Here is an 18,710-nt window from a genome sequence, read left to right on the forward strand (position 1 = left end):
TCGGACGTGGTCACGAGGCGGTGATCCACGCCCATCGCCTGGCAGAGCGTCCCGATGTCGACGCGGGTCGGCGTCCCGAAGACCCGCTCGAACGCGGAGGCGTACGGCGCGCCGCCCTGCTCCAGCGTCGAGAAGATGCTGCCGCCGTCGTCGGAGGCGACCACGATGGTGAGGTCGGGCCTCGGCTCGTCGGGGCCGATCACGAGGCCGTTGCTGTCGTGGAGGAACGTGAGGTCCCCCATGTAGGCCAGCGCGTGCGACGGCCGACGACCGAGTGCGGCACCGATCGCGGTCGAGACGACGCCGTCGATGCCGGCGAGACCCCGGTTGGCCATCACCATCCGACGCTCCCCGACCGGGTACGGCAGAGCCATGAGGTCGAGGTCGCGGATCGGGTTGGAGGAGCCGACGACCAGCAGGTCGCCCGGCTTGACCGCCCCCGAGACCGTACGCGCGACCTGCCACGGGTTGAGCTCACCGCCGTCCAGCACGACCTTCTCGACCGCCGTCAGCGTCGCCACGTCCGCGCGGCGCCACTCCTCCAGCCACCCGGGGTCGTCGCTCCCGTCGACCCGCACGGCGGGGTACGCCGCAGCGACCCGGTTGCCGGGGTCGGGGAACGGCGAAGCCCCCACGACGACCACCTCCACGTCCGGTCGCGACAGCAGCCGGGTGATCGGACGCGACAGCGTCGGCCGGCCGAGCACGACGACGCGCTCGATCCGCTCGGCCAGCTCGGGCAGGCCCAGGAGAAGGCGGTAGGTCGCGATGGGGTGCGTGCCCGTCCGCGCTCCCGAGGACGGCTCGGCGAAGAGCGGCCAGCCGGCCTCCTCCGCGAGGAGGCGCGCCGGTGGTCCGGCGTCGTCTCCCGCCACCACGACCGTGCGCGGGCCGAGCGGCAGCACGCCCGGCAGCGGCGGCGACTCCATCATCGGCGCACGCCACGGAGCTCCGCCCGGTCGCCCGGCGAGGGCCTGCGGCAGACTCGTGGCGACGTCGTCGGGGTCCGGGAGCAGCGGCTCGCGGAACGCGACGTTCACGTGCACCGGGCCGCCGGCGGGCCGTGCCATCGGCCCCTCCCCCGTACGCCCGACCGCCGCAGCGACGACCCGGGACACCGCCGCCCGCCACGGCGCGGCGCTGTCCGGCACGACGTCCGGCGCGGCGACCTCGACGTACGCCCGCACCGCGTCACCGAAGAGCTTCACCTGGTCGGTGGTCTGGTTCGCCTCCGTACCCCGCAGCTCCGCGGGGCGGTCGGCCGTCATCGCGATCAGCGGCACGCGGGCGTGCGCCGCCTCCAGGACGGCAGGGTGCAGGTTGGCGGCCGCGGTGCCGGACGTCGTCACCACGACGACGGGGCGGTGCGACCCCTTGGCGAGGCCGAGCGCGAGGAAGCCCGCGCTCCGCTCGTCGATCCGTACGTGCAGCCGCAGCTCGCCGCGAGCGTCGGCGGCGTGCAGAGCGAGGGCCAGGGCCGCCGATCGGGAGCCCGGCGAGAGGACGACGTCACGGACCCCGGACCGGGCGAGCTCGTCGACGAGGACGCGCCCCAGCGCGGTGGACGGATTCATCGGACGCCCTCCGGGAGGATACGGATCTGCTCCAGGCGTTGGGCCCACCGGACCGCGAGGTCGGGATCGGGCTCCACCGCCAGGAACTCCGCCGACGGCTCCGGGCGGACCACGGGAAGGACACCGCCGCGCGGGACGAGCGGGTCGGCGACCACGTCGTGCTCGAGCAGGGTCACCGTGCCCAGACCGCAGGCGTACGGCAGCTCGGGGAGCGCCGCGGCGAGCGCCACCCCGGCCGCGATGCCGATCGAGGTCTCGAGCGCGCTGGAGACGACGACGGGCAGGCCGATCCGCTCGGCGATCTCCAGGCAGGCCTCGACACCGCCGAGAGGCTGCACCTTGAGGACAGCGATGTCGGCCGCCTCGAGCTGGGCCACGCGATAGGGGTCGTCGGCACGACGGATCGACTCGTCGGCGGCGATCGGCACGTGCGTGCGCCGGCGGAGGGCCGCCAGCTCCTCGACCGTGCGGCAGGGCTGCTCGGCGTACTCCAACCCGCCGGCGGCCCGGTCGAGCACCGCCAGGGCCTCGACCGCGTCGTCGAGGGACCCCGCACCGTGGGCGTCGACGCGCACCGCGCCGCCGGGGCCGAGCGCGTCGCGGACCGCGGCCACCCGCGCCTCGTCGTCGGCCAGCGTCTGACCGGGCTCGGCCACCTTGACCTTCGCCGTACGGCAGCCGTGTCCCGCGCGGACCAACACCTGCGCCGCCTCGGGACTCAGTGCGGGGACCGTGCAGTTGACGGGGACGACGTCGCGCACCGCCGCGGGCCAGGGCCGGGTCGCACTCGCCAGGGCGGCCGTGTACCAGGCGTGGGAGACCACGGCGTCGTAGTCCCAGAAGGGGCTGAGCTCTGCCCAGCCCGCCGGCCCGCGGACGAGCATGCCCTCCCGCACGGTGATCCCACGGAAGCGGGTGCGCATCGGCGTCGAGTACGGGATCCAGGCCAGGTCGGGGTCACTCACGTCGCCACGGTATCGGGTGACCCACCGGGGACCGGTCAGTCCTCGTCGGCGACCGGCCGTACTACTGGTAGCCAACCTCTACGACGACGGGATCGCCTGCGAGACACCCTTGCTGCGACGCGACTTGCATGCTCGGTCTGGTCGACCGCGCCGCGGGCCTCGTCGGTCACGGTCAGGAGGTCCTCTTGGGCCGGCTTGTTTCGATTCTGGGTCCGGGGACGGCCGTTCCCCGCGTGATTCATTCATTTACTCTCGTGCTCAGCAGAGGGGAGCGTGATTCACGACCATGACGACATGGGAGAGCTTCGCCGCCGAGGCGCCGGAGCTTGTCGAGGCGGTCCGGCGGTGCTTCGACATCCGCAAACACTGCACCCTGGCCACACTCCGCAAGGACGGCTCGCCACGGATCAGCGGCACCGAGGTCGAGTTCAGCGACGGCAACGTCTGGCTGGGTAGCATGCCGAACGCGGTCAAGGCTCTCGACCTCCGGCGAGACGGGCGGTTCGCCCTCCACTCGCCCTCGGTGGACCCGCCCGAGGAGGATCACTCACGGTGGACAGGAGAGGCCAAGCTCGCCGGAACCGCCGTGGAGGTGAACGACCTGGAGTCGGGCGGTTCGGGGCACCGATTCCGCCTCGATATCAGCGAGGTCGTCTTCACCCATCTCGCCAACGGCGGGTTGGAGATTCAGTCCTGGCACCCAGGCCGTGGCATTTCGATTCGGCGGCGGTAAGCCACAAGGTTTTAGCCCAGGTGAGCGTTGACGCCGCTTGGTATGTGTCCCGACGCCGTCCGCGCAATAGGGTCACAGCCTGTTAGACGTCGGTCCTCTCGGCCATGATCATCTCCAACGAGGACTCACCGAAGCGCCGGACGGCTGCACGCGGTTGCTGGCCTCGCGTCACCAGGCTGTCTGAGGGCACGCGCGGAGGAGGGAGAGGAACGGTGCATCGGCAGGAAGCTCGGGGTATGGCGACCAGGGAACGCGCCCCTTCGCCTATGCGCCGCGCGGAGCACCGGGCTGGGATGAGCAGTCAGTCAGGCGGCGAGGTCCCGCCGCCGCATGAGGATCAGGGCTCCGGTGAGCGCGACAGTGGCCAGGGCGAGCAGCATGAGTTGGGCCGTGGGGCGGGTGCTGGAGGCGACACCCGCCGAGGTGTGGCCGAACATGCTGAGGTCGATGACGCGTGGAGGAACCTGGAGCTGCTTGCCGAGCAGGGTGAGTCCGCCGCCGGCGAGGAGTGGAAGCCAGGCGGACCAGGCGGCTCGGGGTGCTGCGGCGACGACGAGAGCGGTGAGACCGATGACGAGCGCTACGGCGGGCCACTGCTCGATCGACTGGCTGAAGGCGTCGCGGGCCACATGTGGACCGCCGATGAGCCCGTGACCGACCATCGCGGAGACCGTTCCACTCAGCGCGAGAGTGACCAGGGAGGCGACGGAGGCCACGACGACGTAGGCCCGCAGCAGGGCTGAGTGGGCCGCTCCGGTAGCCCGCACGTGCTCGGCCAGCCCGGCGCGCTCGTCGGCGGCCGCCTGCACGACCACGGTGACGCAGACCGCGGCCACCACCAGGGCAGTGACCGTGCCGTCGAACGCGAAATAGGCGGCGGCGGGATCGCGCCCGGAGAGCTGGGCGCCCAGGAACCCGCCGTCGATGCGACCGCTGCGCATGTTGGCGATCGCTCCGCTGCCGAGGCCGGTGAACATCGCGGCGCCGGCCGTGATCAGCAGCCCGGACCAGATGAGCCGACGGCGGTCAAGGCGCCGCACCAGTCCTGTGACGTCGGTGATCGGTAGCCGGGCGCCCGTGCGCTGCGGGAGCCGGACGAGGCTGGCACCGACCTCGGTCGAGGTGGCCAAGCGCAGGAGCAGCCAGCCGAGCACGGCAGCCTCCACGGCTGCCGGCAGGAGCGCCAACACCCGGTCGCCGTCGAAGGGTTGCGCCAGCGCACGCAGGGACATCGGCGCCACCCACTGCAGCGCGGGCGCGTGCTCGACGTCGGCGACCGCACGCACCCCCACCGCCACCGCCACCGCCAGCCCACCCGCGGCCCGGGCGCTCCACGTGGTCGGCAGCAGTAGTGCCAGCACCCCTGTGAGGAGCCCGACCAGGAGGAAGGTGAGCGCGACCACCAGGCCGAGAACTGCTGCACCGACCACGTCCACCCCGTCGACACGGCCGGCGTATGCCGCGGTCGCCGCGAAACATGCCACCCCGAGCCCGACGCCGACCCCGACGAGCACGACCATCGCGGCGCGGGCAACGTCGCGGCGCTGGTGGCCGGTGGACAGCAGCAGTTCGAGGGAGCCGTCCTCGTCGAGGGCTCGGGTGAGCCGGACGGCAAGCAGGATCGCCATGACCGCGGCGATCATCGTCAGGAACGTGCCCAGCTCCCAGGCGAACACCTGGGCCGGGGTTCCGGCCTGGCCGAGCCGGCCATAGAGAAACAGCGTGGCTGGGTCATGGCGCACCTGGGCCAGGGCCTCCCGGGCGGCGTCCGCATCGGCGTAGGTGGAGGCGTAGCCGGGCAGGGCGGCCGCGGCGAGGCCGCCAGTGACCGACAGCCAGGCCACCGTCCAGGTGCGGTGACGGCGCCACAGCAGGCACGCCACCCGGAGTGTCCCGCGTGTCGTACGCGATGGCGCTCGTACCCCCGGGTCCTGGGCGAGCGTGCCCGTCACCGGGCGGCCGTCGCGTAGTGGCGCAGGAACAACTCTTCCAGCGTGGCCGGCTCGCACGTGATCGAGGTCGCCCCAAGCGTCACGAGAGCAAGCAGCACCTCGTTGACCTCGCTCACCTCGACCCGCATCGAGACCCGATCACCGGTCCAGGAAACCTCGACGTCGGTGGTCGCGCCGGTTCCATCCAGGCGGCTCGCCAGCTCGCCTGGGAGCCGGTGCCGCAGGCCGAGGGGGACGACGGCACCGATGGTCGAGGAGGCGAGGTGGCGCAACTCCTCGACCCGCCCGGTCTCCACGAGCCGCCCGTCCTTGATGATCGTGACCCGCTCGCACAGGTGCTCCACCTCGCTGAGGATGTGGCTGGACAGCAGTACGGTCCGGCCCGCGTCGGCGGCCTCCCGCACACACGCGGCGAACACCTCCTCCATCAGCGGGTCCAGCCCAGAGGTCGGCTCATCGAGCACAAGCAAGTCCGTCCGGGCGGCGAAGGCCGCAACCAACATCACCTTCTGGCGATTGCCCTTGGAGTAGGTCCGCACCCGGCGCGTGGGATCGAGCGAGAACGCCTCCACCAGCCGACGTTCGGCGGCTCCGTCGTAGGCGCCGCGGAGCCCGGCGAGCGCGTCGAGCACCTCCTGACCGGTCAGGTTGGGCCACAACGACACCTCACCGGGCACATACGACGTCCGCCGGCACACCGCGCCAGGGTCCACCCCCGGGTCCAGCCCCAGCACGCGGACCCGCCCCGAGGTCCCCCGGTACAGGCCGAGCAGGATCCGGATCGCGGTGCTCTTCCCGGCGCCGTTCGGGCCCAGGAACCCATGGACCTCGCCAGCGGTCACCGAAAGGTCCAGCCCATCCAGGGCACGGAAGTCGCCGAACGTCTTGACCAGCCCCTCGACGACGACGGCCTCTTGACTGCTCACGACCTCACTCCGCACTGGTCCACCCGCTCTCGATCTCACGGGTCAGGTGGCGCTGCATGGCCGCCCCGATCCGCCGACCGCGCTCGTCGCTCGTCACCTCGAACAGCGCATAGAGGCGAGCCACGACGTCGAGATCGATCGACGCCACGATCTCGGGAGTCCGGCCGCCCACCCGCCGCTTCATCCGCGCGACGTTGGCCGCGGCGAACGCGTCGACCTCCTCATCGCTGAGCTCCGCTGCAGTCAGCGACTCCGCGAAGGCCGCCATCGCCTCCTGCATCAGCTCCGGCGTACCCGCGAACAGTGCCTCCGCCTCCGACGGCACCTCGCCGCGGAAGTAGGCCAACTCCAAGAAGTCCCGCTCTGCGTTGATCGCACGTCGGGTGCCCGCGTCGGGCGCGCGTGCCTCGAGGTCGTCGTAGAAGTCCGCGACCACGTTCGGCAGCGGTGTCAGCGCGCCACCCGCCAGCACCGATTCGAGCAGCCGCGCCAGCCGCTCACGCCGATCGGCCAGTTCCACCAGCCGCGCATCCAACGTCGCCAATGCCTCACGCAGGTCACCCACCCCGGCCCCGGGATGGCTGGGCTCGGGAGCCAGAAGATCGGCGATCCGAGCCAGGCTCAGACCCGACTCGACCAGCCACCGAACCCGAATCAACCGCGCTACATGCTCCAAGCCATAGTCACGCACCCCACCCACCGTGGGCGGCACCGGGACCAGCCCACAGGCGTGGTAGTGGCGCACCGTCCGCACGCTCACTCCGGCCAGGTCTGCCGCGTCTCTCACCCGCATGCCACCAGCATGCCGCTGTGACGCTACGTCACAGCAAGTCCCGGCGAGCCCTCGCACAAGACTGCCGGGCCCGTGCGGCCCTACGGATCGGAACGAGATTGCGGGCGTCTGTCAGTGTGCTGCCGCACGGGTCGGCGCGGCGCTGGAGGAGAAGGTCGATCGCGACGCAGATGAGTGTGTTGTCGGTGATCCGCTCGTCGTTCACCCCGCGCGCGGTTGAGTTGGCGGACGCGCCATGAAGCCAGATCGCGGAGACGAGCGAACCGCACCGAGGACCGGTCAGTCCTCGTCGGCGACCCGGGGCATCTGACGCGTCTCGATCAGCTCCTCCGCGACCTCCCGGAGCGGGACGTCACGGCTCATCGCGGACCGTCGCAGGACGTTGAACGCCTGATAGCCCTCGAGCCCGAAACGCTCCATGAGGATGCCCTGGGCCTGCCCGATCGCCACCCGGCCTGCCAGGGCGGACCGGAAGTTCTGCTCCTTGCGCGTGGTGGCGAGCACGACGGCGATCTGGGTCGCGGCGACATAGCCGAGCTCGCGCGCCTCCACGTCGAACGGGTCCAGCGTCTTGCCGTACAGCGTCAGCGAACCGATCGTCTCGGCGCTGGTGAACAACCGATAGCTCACCATGCTGCGGATCCCGAGCTCCTCGACCGCACGTGGCCCCCAGAGCGGCCAGCGCGGATCCGTGGCGAGGTCGGGCGAATAGATCGTGGGGACGTCCACGACCGCATCGAGCGAAGGGCCCTGCCCGAGCTCGGCCTGGAGCTCGTCACCGCGACGCGCAAGGGAGTCGCTGGCGGCGAGGGTGTCGAAGGTGTGGAGATAGGCGATCGTGATGCCGGCTGCCACGCATCCGTCGATGTAGGAGGCGACGAACTGCACGGACTGAGCGGCTGCTGCGTCGACCGTCTCTGCCGCCGAGATGTCGCGGGCCGCTGTCGCCATATCATGAAGCGCGCCTGCGGGCCGATTGATGATCACATCTGAGTGTGTGCGCTGGGGGTCCCCTCCCGACAGCCGCGGAACGAAGGCGGCCCGGCCACTATGCGCGTCGGGGGTGAGCCGGGTCTCATCGAGCACGGGTGTCTCCCGGGTTCTCGCCGTACAGCTCGCGGTACTCCGCGGCGAACCGGCCGTGGTTGTGGAAGCCCCAGCGCGACGCCACCGCCGTCACCGTGTCACCGTCGCGCCCCGCGAGGAGGTCGCGGCGCGCGTGGTCGAGCCGCACCCGGCGCGCGTAGGCCATCGGCGTCGTCCCGAGGTGGCGCCGGAAGGCGATCTGGAGCGACCTCGGCGTGACGCGAGCGGCGTCGGCGATGTCGGCCACGCTCAGCTCGGTGTCGGCGTGCTCCTCCATGAAGGCGATGGCACGGTTCACCGCGTGCTCTGACGCGTCACGGCGGTCCTGGGCCTCGTCGCGCATCGTCTCCTCGGCGATCGAGTCGCTCCCGAACATGATCAGCGCCGTACGGGAGAGCAGACGGCCGACGGCATCGAGCGATCGCGCCGAGACGATCTCCTGGCCGTCGGCCAGGAGATCCTCGACGTAGTCGACGAGGTTGCGCCAGTGGAGCACCGCGGCGCGGTCAGCGGGTCGGTAGCGGGTGAAGCGCATCGGCGCCGTCGGTCGGTCTCCACGAAGGTCACGCGTGGCGCTGGTCATCAGGTCCCAGCGCAGGCTGATGCCGCGCACGGCGAGATCGCTCGAGCGACCGGTGCAGGCGTCGCCGGGTCCTGCGACCATGACCAGGTCCCCAGGGCCGGCCTGGTCGGTCGTGCCGCCGCGGACATACTCCGCCCAGCCTCGCCGCCCCTCCAGGATCGTGAGGTAGCCGAGCGGGTCGCAGTCATAGCTGATGTCGGCACCGAGGTCGACGTGGTCCAGCGCGAAGTCGCGGGTGTCGGCGCGCGAGAAGCCGACGTGTCGAAGATCGCCTGTCAGCCGCAGGTTGCTGCCGTAGGCGTGGTCGAGAACCTCACGGCCGAGCTCGGCATCGATCGTGCGGAGGTGGGACCGTCGTACGGGGTCGCCAAGGTCGGGCACATCAAACCTCCCAGCTTCGCCGCGACAGACCTCGCCACGGCAGATCACGCGCTGGGCACGCTTTTGAACCTCAGCTACGCCGCCAGTCTAGGGGGCGAAACCACCGATCTGTGAAGGCCCTCGGCAGATCAGCGCTTCTCGGCCAGTCGGCGGACGGCCAACCGGTCGACCTTCCCGTGCTCGAGGACGGGAATCTCCGGGACGACGACGACGCGACGCGGGGCCCAGGAACGAGGCAGCCCGGCGGCCTCCACCCCGTCGCGGAGCGCCTCGAGGGCGGGTGCGACGGAGCCGGCCGCTGGCGCCACGACCGCCACCACGACCTGTCCCCACTCGTCGTCCGCGACGCCGACGGCCTCGGCTTCCGCGACCCCCTCGAGGCCACGCACGGCCTCGGCGACACGAGGGAGGGCGACGTTGACCCCACCCGAGATCACCACGTCGTCCACCCGGCCGAGGACGGTCAGCCGCCCGTCGTCGTCGAGCCGGCCCAGGTCATGAGTCCGGAGCCAGCCGCCCTGCAGCGCCTCGGCCGTGGCCCGGGGGTCGCCGTCGTACCCGTCGAAGAGGACGGCGCCGCCGATCCAGATCCGTCGATCGACGTCGATGCGCACGGCGACCCCGTCGAGCGGCACGCCGTCGTAGACGCACCCACCGGCGGTCTCGCTCATCCCGTACGTCCGGACGACCCGCACCCCGGCCTCCGCGGCCCGCGCCCGCAGGCTCGGATCGAGCGCGGCCCCGCCGACCAGGACCGCGTCCAGCCTGGCGAGGAGATCGAGCCGCCCTGCCTCCGCGAGCCGGTGGAGCTGGGTGGGGACGAGCGAGGCGTAGCGGCGCTCGCCGGTCATCGCCCCGATCGCCGCCTCCAGGCCGGAGTGCTCGGACGCCACCACCGGCGGCGTGCCCCCGAGCACCGACCGGGCGAGGACCTGGACGCCGGCGACGTACTGCGGAGGCAGGTCGAGCAGCCACTGCCCGGGCCCGCCCAGACGAGCGTGGGTGGCGCGCGCCGACGCTGTCACCGCGCGACGGGAGAGCAGCACGTCCTTGGGTCGGCCGGTGGAGCCCGAGGTGCGGATGGTGAGCGGTGCGGGCTCGGCCTGCGCGGTCAGCCAGGCCTCCAGCGCCGCCTGGACCTCCCGCGCGGAGCCGCTCACCGGACGAAGGGATCGTTCCGTCACGCACCCACGCTAACCAACCCCTCGACGCGACGACGCGGCCCGGGTGGGAGGATGGGCGGTCGTGGCAACAGCATCGCAGTGGATCGAAGGCGCCCGGCCCCGCACACTCCCGGCGGCGGTGGCCCCTGTCGTCGCCGGCACCGGAGCCGCACTGTACGCCGGCGAGGCCGTCTGGTGGAAGGCCGCCGTCTGCCTGCTGCTGTCGCTCGCCCTCCAGGTCGGCGTCAACTACGCCAACGACTACTCCGACGGCGTCAAGGGCACCGACGACGACCGGGTCGGCCCGTTGCGCCTGGTCGGCTCGGGTGCGGCCGACGCTGCGACGGTCAAGCGGGCCGCACTCGTCTGCTTCGCTGTCGGCGGCCTCCTCGGACTCCTGCTGGCGGCGACCTCAGGGTGGTGGCTGGTCCTCGTCGGCGTCGCCGCGATCGCGGCGGCGTGGTTCTACACCGGGGGCTCTCGGCCGTACGGCTACCACGCACTCGGCGAGGTGAGCGTCTTCGTCTTCTTCGGACTCGTCGCCGTGATGGGCACCACCTACGTCCAGGTGGGGGCGTTCACCTGGCCCAGCCTCGCCGCGGGGATCGGTGTGGGCGCGCTCGCGTGCGCCATCCTGGTCGCCAACAACCTGCGCGACATCCCCACGGACACCGCCACCGGCAAGCGGACCCTCGCCGTCGTGCTGGGCGACCGGGGGACGCGGATCTTCTACGTCGTCCTGCTCGTCATCGCCCTCGTCACCGTGTGGTGGCTGGCCTCGTACACGCCCTCGGCGCTCCTGGGTCTCCTCGCTTTCCCCTGGGCGCTGCGGGCCGCGACCCCGGTGGCGCGCGGCGAGCGGGGCCTGGCCCTCGTGCCCACGCTGCGCGACACCGGGATCGCCGAGCTGGTCCTCGCCGTCGGCGTGGCGGTCGGGTTGGCGATCGGAGGCTGATCCCTCCGGTCACTCCTCGTCGTCGTCGAGGAGCCCTTCCTTCTCGGCACGCGCGACGAGCTCACGGACGTTGTCGATCCGGCCGCAGTCGGCGTCGACCTGGGCGTTGCGCTCACGGGCGAACGCCTCACCGAGGTCGTGCCTCACCTTCTCGGCGACCGCCTCGCGCGCCGGGTTGAGGATCGTCAGCTCCTCCTCGGTCAGGTGGTGGTTGACCACCCGCGCGAGCTCCTCGACCGCGTCGTCGAAGGCCTGCGTGTCCGTGGCCACGAGCTCGAGCACGGCCAGCAGCGCCTGGTTGCCCTCGGCGTGCTCCTCCTCGCCGTGCTCCTCCTCGTGCGCGCCGATCGCGTCGCGGCGCCGCAGCGTCGGGTAGACCTTCTTCTCCTCCGCCTCCGCGTGGGCGACGTGCAGGGCGGCGAACGCCTTCCTGACGGCGTCACGGTCGGCGCTGGCGTCGCGGAGCTGCCGCAGGAGATCCTCGAAGCGCCGGTGGTCGTCGAGGATGAGGTCGATGACGTCGCCGGAGACGGGACGTCCGAGGTCGATGGCTGTGGTTGGCATGGCGCCAACGTAGACGGCCCGGCGCCCCCGCGCCGGTCACGAGCCCGCCCCCTGCATCTCGCCGTGGAGTCACCTGGCGTTCGCCGGGGCCCGCGACCGTGTCTGCATGACCCAGACCCCGCCCGAACCCCAGCTCGGCCGCCGCACCCTCCTGCGGGGCGCGGCCGTCGTCGGAGCCGGAGCCGCCGTCCTCGGCTCCGTACCCGCCTCCGTCACCACCGCTCGCGCGACCTCCGGCTCCGCTGCCGCCCTGGTCCGTGGCGACCGCCCAGCCCTCACCCACGGCGTCCAAGCCGGTGACGTCCTGACCCGTCAGGCGACGCTCTGGTCCCGGGCCGACCGACCGTCCCGTCTCGTCGCGGAGATCGCCCGAGACCGCTCGTTCCGAAGGTCCGTGACCGTCCAGGGCCCGGTCGTCACCCCCGACACCGACTTCACGGGCCGCTTCACCGTGCGCGGGCTCCCGTCCGGCGCCGATCTCTTCTACCGCGTACGCGCGGTCGACCTCCGCGATCCCCGTCGCTCCAGCGCACCGGAGACCGGGCACCTGCGGACCGCGTCGCGCCGACGCGAGGATGTCCGGTTCCTGTGGTCCGGCGACATCGCCGGGCAGGGATGGGGGGTCAACCCTGCGTACGGCGGCTTCCGCATCGTCGACGCGATGGCGCGACGGCGCCCCGACTTCTTCCTCTGCAGCGGCGACAACGTCTACGCCGACGGCCCGCTCAGCGAGACGGTCACGCTGCCCGACGGCACGCTCTGGCGCAACGTCGTGACGGAGGAGAAGACGAAGGTCGCCGAGACCCTGGCCGAGTTCAGAGGACAGTTCCGCTACAACCTGCTCGCCGACAACTGGCGCCGGTTCCTCGCCGAGACACCGCAGGTGACGCAGTGGGACGACCATGAGGTGACCAACAACTGGTATCCCGGCGAGCTCCTGACCGACGCCCGCTACACCGAGAAGCGCGTCGACGTGCTCTCCGCGCGGGGGCGGCGGGCCTTTCACGAGTACATCCCGGTAGCACCGATCTCGCCCGACCCCGACGGACGGGTGTACCGCGTCCTGCACCTCGGCCCCCTGATCGACCTGTTCGTGCTCGACATGCGTACGCACAAGGACCCCAACACCGCCGACAAGGAGACCCTCCGCGACGGAGGCGTGCTCGGCGCGAAGCAGACACGCTGGCTGATCAGTGAGCTCGAGAGGTCGCGTGCCACCTGGAAGGTGATCGCCGCCGACCTCCCGGTCGGCCTGGTCGTGCCGGACGGGACGGAGCAGGAAGGCATCGCCCAGGGCGACCCGGGAGCACCGCTGGGGCGCGAGCTCGACATCGCTCCCGTGCTCACCGCACTGAAGCGTGCCGGCATCCGCAACCACGTGTGGCTGACGGCCGACGTCCACTACACCGCCGCGCACCACTACTCGCCCGACCGGGCGGCGTACCAGGACTTCGACCCGTTCTGGGAGTTCGTCTCGGGTCCGCTGAACGCCGGGGCGTTCGGCCCGAACGCGCTCGACGCGACCTTCGGGCCACGTGCGGAGTTCGTGGCGGCACCACCACGGGCGAATACGTCACCCGCCGAGGGGTTCCAGTTCTTCGGGGAGGTCGAGGTCGACGGCGACACGGCTGCCCTGACGGTCACGCTCCGCGACGTCGACGGTGGCGCCCTGTTCTCGAAGACGCTGGTGCCCCACCGCCGGTAGCCGTAGCCGAGTGAGGTTCGTCGACGCGTGTGCTCAGACCGGCACCACCATCCGCAACGCGCCGGCACGCACGCGGACGGTGATCGGCAACGCGCCGATCTCGTCACCGTCGATGCCGACGGGGACCGGTCCGTCGGCGGCGAGCGTGACAGAACGCGTCCGCACCACGTCGACGGCATCGCGGCGCACGTGCGCACCGGTGCCTGCCTCGACCATGTAGGCGGCCATGTGGCGGCGTCCGAGGCCGTCGGTGCTCGCGACCAGCAGGTCGATGAGCCCGTCGTCGACCCGTGCCGACGGCACGATGTCCAGCCCGCGGCCGTACCGGCCGGAGTTCGCCGCGATCACGCTGTGCGCGCGTACGGTGCGGGTCCCGCCGTCGGTGGTCAGCGTGAACGTCGGTGCCCGCCACGTGAGCATGGCCAGCGGTCCGCTCGCCCGGTAGGCGACGACCGCGGGGAAGCGGCGCATGCGGTTGATCAGCCGGGTCGCTCGCGAGTCGACCCCGACGTAGACGTTGCCCAGGACCACGACGCCGTCGGCGTCGAGCACGTCGATCGGGCGCACGGGCCCGTGCAGGAGCATCTCGAGGAGCGTCGCCGGGTCCTCGGTGATCCCGAACCCTCGGGCGAAGTCGTTGCCGCGACCACCGGGGACCACCGCCATGACTCCGTCACCCCGGACGACACCACCGCCCACGTCGCGCACCATCCCGTCTCCGCCGACGGCGACCACGACGCGGCCCGCGCAGGCCGCCTCGAACGCCGCCTCACCGACGTGGTGCACGCTGGTCGTGACGACGGTCGCGACGTCGACCCCGGCCGCTCGAAGGCGCTCCTCGAGCGGGTCCCAGACCCGTTGGGAATCGCCCCGTCCCGAGATCGGGTTGACCAGCGCGGTGATCTGCCGGGTGCTCATCGCGCCACCAGGACGCCGGGGTTGAGGATCCCCGCCGGATCGAGCGTCGCCTTGACGGCACGGAGGACCTCCACACCGAGCGGCCCGATCTCCTCGGCGTACGGGGCACGATGGTCGGTCCCGACCCCGTGGTGGTGGCTGATCGCTGCCCCTGCGGCGCGGATGGCGGCGTTCGCCGCCGCCTTCGCCGGGGCCCACTGGGCGAGCGGGTCGTCCGCCTGGGCGCAGGCGATCGTGAAGTAGAGGGACGCCCCGGTCTCGTACACGTGCGAGACGTGGCAGAGGACGATCGCCGGGGTGCCCTGCTCGCCGAGCGCCCCCTGCACCGCCTCGGTGACCGCAGCTTTGAGACGTGGGACGTTCGACCAGAAGGTGACCGTCTCCAGGGTCTCCACGAAGGCGCCCGCATCCAGGAGGGGGTCGCGTTGGTAGGGCCCATGGAAGCGGCCGCGCCGCCACGCCTCGCCGGATTCCAGACCGAGCGGCTCGCCACCGCACGCCTGAAGCACTGCCGTGGCACGCCCGCGGCGGACGGCGACGTCCTCCGGATCGCCCTCGTAGCCGGTGATCGCCAGGCATCCGCCCTCGCCTGGCGCGGGGCCGCCCGACGGGTCGGCGAGGTTGATCGCGGTCTCGGCCTCGTCCGAGAGCCGGAGCACGGTGGGCAACGGCCCGTCCTGGGCCAGGCGGCGCACCGCCTCCAGACCGGCCTCGAACGACGGGAACCGCCATCCCTCGAACACGCGCTCGCGCGGCACGGGCCGGACCCGGACGGTGAGCGACGTGATCACGCCCAGGACACCCTCCGAGCCGAGGACGAGCTGACGAAGGTCGGGTCCGGATGCGGACTTCGGCGCGGTGCCGAGCTCCAGCGTCCCTCGCGGGGTGGCGAGGACCAGCCCGACGACCTTCTCGTCGAAGCGCCCGGCGCCGGCCGAGGACTGGCCCGCCGACCGTGCGGCCGCGTATCCGCCGAGCGAGGCGCCCTCGTACGACTGCGGGAAGTGCCCCAGCGTGAAGCCCTCCGCCTGGAGCAGCTCCTCGGCACGGGGGCCGCGCATCCCCGCCTGGAGCGTCGCCGTCCGCGACACGGGGTCGAGCGCCACCGGGGCGTCCAGGCGGGCCAGGTCCAGGGCCACCACCCCGGCGAAGCCTTCCCGCTCCGGAGCCAGACCGCCCACCACGGACGTCCCGCCCGAGTAGGGGACGACGGCGACGCCTGCCTCGGAGCAGGCCTGCAGGACGCGGACCACCTCGTCGTGCGACCCCGGCCGCACGACCAGGTCGGGCGCATCGGCGACGTCGCCGGCCCGCATGCGCAGGATGTCGGGCGTCGACCAGCCGCGGGTGTGACGCAGCCGGTCCATCTCCTCGTCGCTGACGTACGCGGCCCCGACTGCTGCCTCCAGCGCCGTACGGGCGGAGGCCGGCACCGCCGGGCCTGGCAGCACCACGTCCTCCGGGGCCACCGCGACGCTGCGGGGGCGCACCCCGAGCGCGTCGAGCGCCTCCTTGGTGGCCGGGGAGAGCCCCGTCGCGTGGGCCGGATTGCCCCACCGGTCCGGCGCGAACTCCACGACAGGCAGTGCCAGCTCCGACATGGTTCTCCGATCTCGACACCCTCGATGTCATGCTAAGTTGAACACATTATGGCGAAGCGTTTCAATGCCGGATCGGAGCTCGAGCGGCTGCGTGCCCGCCCCGCTGACTCCGGCAAGGCCATCCCCGAGGATCGCATCCTCGACGCGGCCGCGGACGCGTTGCTCGACAACGGCCTCGAGCGCGTCACGATGGCCGACATCGCCACGCGCGCCGGTGTCGCCCGCGCGACGCTCTACCGCCGCTGGGAGAACGTGCACTCAGTGATCGCCGCGCTGCTCACGCGCGAGTGGACGGCCGTCGCGACCGAGGCCGCCGACCGCGTCTTCCCGACCGGACGCGAACGCGTCGTCGCCGCGGCCGTCGCCACCATCGCGACCATCCGGGCCCATCCCCTCCACCGCGCGATCGTCGACTCCGATCCCGAGTTTCTCGTGCCCTACGTGTTCCAGCGCATGGGGAGGACCAGCACGCACATGCTGCAGGTGCTCGAGGACCTGCTCCGAGAGGGGCACCACGACGGATCGATCCGTCCCCTCGACGTCGCCCTGCAGGCGCGTACGGTCCTCCTGCTGGCGTGGTCGTTCGCGATGACCGCACCGGCGGTGACAGCGTCCGCCACCGGCAGCGGAGTCACCCTCGAGGCACTGGACGACCAGCTGGCCGAGGCGCTCGACCGCTATCTCTCCCCCGACCGCCGCGAGGACTGACGATGCACACCGCGCCTGCCTCGCTCGACGCCGCCCGTCGGGCCCGAGAGCTCGACGACCTGGCCTCGGGGGACGCTGTCGACCTGCTCGTCGTGGGTGGAGGCGTGACCGGGGCCGGGGTCGCTCTGGACGCGGCGTCGCGAGGGCTGTCGGTCGCCCTGGTCGAGAAGCACGACCTGGCCTTCGGGACCAGCCGGTGGAGCTCCAAGCTGGTCCACGGAGGGCTCCGTTATCTCGGCAGCGGTGACGTCGGTCTCGCCTACGGGAGCGCCGTCGAGCGCGGTGTGCTCATCGAGCGCACGGCACCCCACCTGGTCCAGGCGCTTCCCAACGTCTTTCCCCTGCTGGACGGTGTGAGTCGCAGGACCGCGGCGACCGTACGGGCCGGCTACCTGATCGGAGACGCCCTTCGTCAGGCGGCCGGGACGTCGAGCCGGACCCTCCCCCGCTCCCGCCGTCTGTCGGCGCTCGAGGTCCGGCGCTACGCCCCCACGATGCGTGCCGACGGCCTCCGCGGGGGCCTGGTCTTCTGGGACGGGCAGGTGGTCGACGACGCGCGGCTGGTCGTCGGCATCGCCCGGACCGCGGCCTCCCTCGGAGCACGGGTCCTGACACGGACGAGCGCGGTCGAGCTCAGCGGCACCGGTGCGGTGCTGCGCGACGAGCAGACGGGCGCCACGATGCAGGTCGACGCCCGGATGGTGGTCAACGCGGCGGGCGTCTGGGCCGGGACGCTCGCCGACGGGGTCCGTCTGCGGCCGAGCCGCGGGACCCACCTCGTCCTGCGGGCGGAGACGTTGGGCGGGCTCACCTCGGGCCTGACCATCCCGGTGCCGGGCGCCACGAACCAGTTCATCCTCGTGCTGCCGGCCTGGGACGGCCGCGTGTATGTCGGCCTGACCGACGAGGAGGTCCACGGCGACGTCCCCGACGTCCCGGTCGCCACCGAGTCCGAGATCGCGTTCCTCCTCGACACGGTGTCGCCGGCGCTCGAGCGCCCACTCACCCGCGACGACGTGGTCGGCACCTTCTCGGGCCTGCGCCCGCTCCTCGACGGAGAGGGCGGACGCACCTCCGACCTGTCGCGCCGACACGTCGTGCTCACGGCCGACGACGGCCTGGTCAGCATCGTCGGCGGCAAGCTGACGACCTACCGCCGGATGGCCGAGGACGCGGTCGACGCCGCACTCGAGGCCACGCGGCGCACCGCCGGGCCCTCACGGACCACGACGCTCCCGCTGGTGGGGGCCGTCGATCGGGTGACGCTCTCGCACATCCCCGCTCCGCAGCGGCTCGTCGCCCGGTACGGGACCGAGGCCGCCGCGGTCCTCGCCGGCGCCGAGGGAGACCCGACCCTGCTCGAGCCGATCGCCCCGCACATCGCGACCACGCCGGCCGAGCTGCGGTTCGCCGTACGCCACGAGGGCGCGCTGGACGTCGACGACCTGCTCGACCGACGGACGCGTGTCGGTCTCGTGGCGGCCGACCGAGAGATCGCGCTGCCGTTCGCCGAGGCGGCCCTGGAGGCCGACCGCTAGACGCCGCCCGCGCCGGGCGTGAACCGTCCGGTCGCATCGTAGTCGGCCAGCACCGCCTCGTAGGGCGCCAGGTCGAGTCCCTGCTGCGCCACCCAGTCGTCGGCGTAGTACGTCGAAGCGTAGCGGTCACCGGAGTCGCACAGCAGCGTCACGACGCTGCCCGACTCCCCAGCGGCGCGCATCCGCTCGATGACGGTCAGCGCACCCCACACGTTCGTGCCGGTCGACCCACCCACGCTTCGCCCCAGCCGCCGGGTGCACCAGCGCATCGCCGCGACCGAGGCCGCGTCGGGGACGCGCAGCATGTCGTCGATGACGCCTCCGACGAACGACGGCTCGACCCGTGGCCGGCCGATCCCCTCGATGCGCGACGGCATCCCGGTGGTGTGGTCCGACGTGTCGAGCTCCCACCCGTCGAAGAACGCGGAGTTCTCGGGGTCCGCGACCATCACCTGCGTCGGGTGCCGGCGGTAGCGGACGTAGCGGCCGATCGTCGCCGACGTCCCACCGGTCCCGGCACCCACCACCACCCACGACGGCACGGGGTGCGGCTCCTCGCTCATCT

The 18,710-nt window shown here is 72.3% G+C and carries 17 protein-coding genes; 5 read left to right on the forward strand and 12 right to left on the reverse strand.

The genetic code is table 11. The features are described 5' to 3' along the window. The coding region (gene menD, locus PV363_RS06870) for a 2-succinyl-5-enolpyruvyl-6-hydroxy-3-cyclohexene-1-carboxylic-acid synthase (RefSeq protein ID WP_301021981.1) at window positions 1-1,574 on the reverse strand (1,574 nt) is incomplete at its 3' end. Next, window positions 1,571-2,497: an o-succinylbenzoate synthase gene (locus PV363_RS06875; RefSeq protein ID WP_301021990.1), complete on the reverse strand. Its 927-nt coding sequence runs from the start codon at window positions 2,495-2,497 to the stop codon at window positions 1,571-1,573. The genes menD and PV363_RS06875, both read right to left, overlap by 4 nt. A 328-nt stretch (window positions 2,498-2,825) precedes the next feature. Between PV363_RS06875 and PV363_RS06880 the strand changes: the two genes are divergently transcribed. After that, window positions 2,826-3,272: a pyridoxamine 5'-phosphate oxidase family protein gene (locus tag PV363_RS06880; RefSeq protein WP_220364887.1), complete on the forward strand. Its 447-nt coding sequence runs from the start codon at window positions 2,826-2,828 to the stop codon at window positions 3,270-3,272. A 305-nt stretch (window positions 3,273-3,577) separates the two neighbouring features. Here the strand turns inward: PV363_RS06880 and PV363_RS06885 are convergent, their stop codons facing one another. The 6 genes from PV363_RS06885 to PV363_RS06910 all read right to left on the reverse strand — a co-directional run bounded on the left by PV363_RS06885 (window position 3,578) and on the right by PV363_RS06910 (window position 10,177). Next, entirely contained in the window at window positions 3,578-5,155 is a 1,578-nt protein-coding gene (locus PV363_RS06885; RefSeq protein WP_301021982.1) for a hypothetical protein, read from the reverse strand. 65 nt (window positions 5,156-5,220) lie between these two features. Then, window positions 5,221-6,189 (reverse strand): ABC transporter ATP-binding protein, encoded by a 969-nt coding sequence (locus PV363_RS06890; RefSeq protein ID WP_366525454.1) that lies wholly within the window; start codon window positions 6,187-6,189, stop codon window positions 5,221-5,223. Continuing rightward, entirely contained in the window at window positions 6,155-6,943 is a 789-nt protein-coding gene (locus tag PV363_RS06895) for a MerR family transcriptional regulator (protein WP_220342160.1), read from the reverse strand. Before PV363_RS06895 ends, PV363_RS06890 begins: the two co-directional genes overlap by 35 nt. Window positions 6,944-7,222: 279 nt before the next feature. Continuing rightward, window positions 7,223-7,894 carry a GAF and ANTAR domain-containing protein gene (locus PV363_RS06900; protein WP_220342161.1) on the reverse strand — a complete coding sequence of 224 codons (672 nt, stop codon included), beginning with the start codon at window positions 7,892-7,894 and terminating at the stop codon, window positions 7,223-7,225. A 124-nt stretch (window positions 7,895-8,018) separates the two neighbouring features. Then, window positions 8,019-8,993, reverse strand: a complete 975-nt coding sequence (locus tag PV363_RS06905) for a helix-turn-helix domain-containing protein (protein ID WP_220342162.1) — start codon at window positions 8,991-8,993, stop codon at window positions 8,019-8,021. Between the two features lie 128 nt (window positions 8,994-9,121). Then, window positions 9,122-10,177, reverse strand: a complete 1,056-nt coding sequence (locus PV363_RS06910) for an AMP-binding protein (RefSeq protein WP_301021983.1) — start codon at window positions 10,175-10,177, stop codon at window positions 9,122-9,124. A 61-nt stretch (window positions 10,178-10,238) separates the two neighbouring features. On the opposite strand from PV363_RS06910, the gene PV363_RS06915 reads away from it, so the two are divergent. Further along, window positions 10,239-11,111, forward strand: coding sequence for a 1,4-dihydroxy-2-naphthoate polyprenyltransferase (locus tag PV363_RS06915; protein WP_301021984.1), 873 nt, complete (start codon window positions 10,239-10,241; stop codon window positions 11,109-11,111). 9 nt (window positions 11,112-11,120) lie between these two features. On the opposite strand, the gene PV363_RS06920 is transcribed toward PV363_RS06915, so the two are convergent. Further along, on the reverse strand, window positions 11,121-11,675 hold the full coding sequence (locus tag PV363_RS06920; protein WP_220342164.1) for a hemerythrin domain-containing protein: 555 nt from the start codon (window positions 11,673-11,675) through the stop codon (window positions 11,121-11,123). A 106-nt stretch (window positions 11,676-11,781) separates the two neighbouring features. Between PV363_RS06920 and PV363_RS06925 the strand changes: the two genes are divergently transcribed. After that, entirely contained in the window at window positions 11,782-13,380 is a 1,599-nt protein-coding gene (locus tag PV363_RS06925; protein ID WP_301021985.1) for an alkaline phosphatase D family protein, read from the forward strand. A 33-nt stretch (window positions 13,381-13,413) separates the two neighbouring features. On the opposite strand, the gene PV363_RS06930 is transcribed toward PV363_RS06925, so the two are convergent. Both PV363_RS06930 and PV363_RS06935 read right to left on the reverse strand, forming a co-directional pair. Further along, window positions 13,414-14,298, reverse strand: coding sequence for a diacylglycerol kinase family protein (locus PV363_RS06930; RefSeq protein WP_301021986.1), 885 nt, complete (start codon window positions 14,296-14,298; stop codon window positions 13,414-13,416). Beyond that, window positions 14,295-15,899, reverse strand: a complete 1,605-nt coding sequence (locus tag PV363_RS06935) for an FAD-binding oxidoreductase (protein WP_301021987.1) — start codon at window positions 15,897-15,899, stop codon at window positions 14,295-14,297. Before PV363_RS06935 ends, PV363_RS06930 begins: the two co-directional genes overlap by 4 nt. A gap of 48 nt (window positions 15,900-15,947) precedes the next feature. Between PV363_RS06935 and PV363_RS06940 the strand changes: the two genes are divergently transcribed. Together PV363_RS06940 and PV363_RS06945 are read left to right on the forward strand one after the other, a co-directional pair. Continuing rightward, the gene (locus PV363_RS06940) at window positions 15,948-16,607 is read left to right on the forward strand and encodes a TetR/AcrR family transcriptional regulator (RefSeq protein ID WP_220345382.1); all 660 of its coding nucleotides are present in this window, start codon (window positions 15,948-15,950) and stop codon (window positions 16,605-16,607) included. A gap of 2 nt (window positions 16,608-16,609) precedes the next feature. Further along, window positions 16,610-18,145 (forward strand): glycerol-3-phosphate dehydrogenase/oxidase, encoded by a 1,536-nt coding sequence (locus PV363_RS06945; RefSeq protein ID WP_301021988.1) that lies wholly within the window; start codon window positions 16,610-16,612, stop codon window positions 18,143-18,145. Here PV363_RS06945 and PV363_RS06950 read toward each other — a convergent pair. After that, window positions 18,142-18,710 (reverse strand): pyridoxal-phosphate dependent enzyme (locus tag PV363_RS06950; RefSeq protein WP_301021989.1); only part of this gene is annotated, 569 nt, incomplete at its 5' end. The genes PV363_RS06945 and PV363_RS06950 overlap by 4 nt on opposite strands.

Source organism: Mumia sp. (assembly GCF_028803055.1).
Classification (GTDB): Bacteria; Actinomycetota; Actinomycetes; order Propionibacteriales; family Nocardioidaceae; genus Mumia.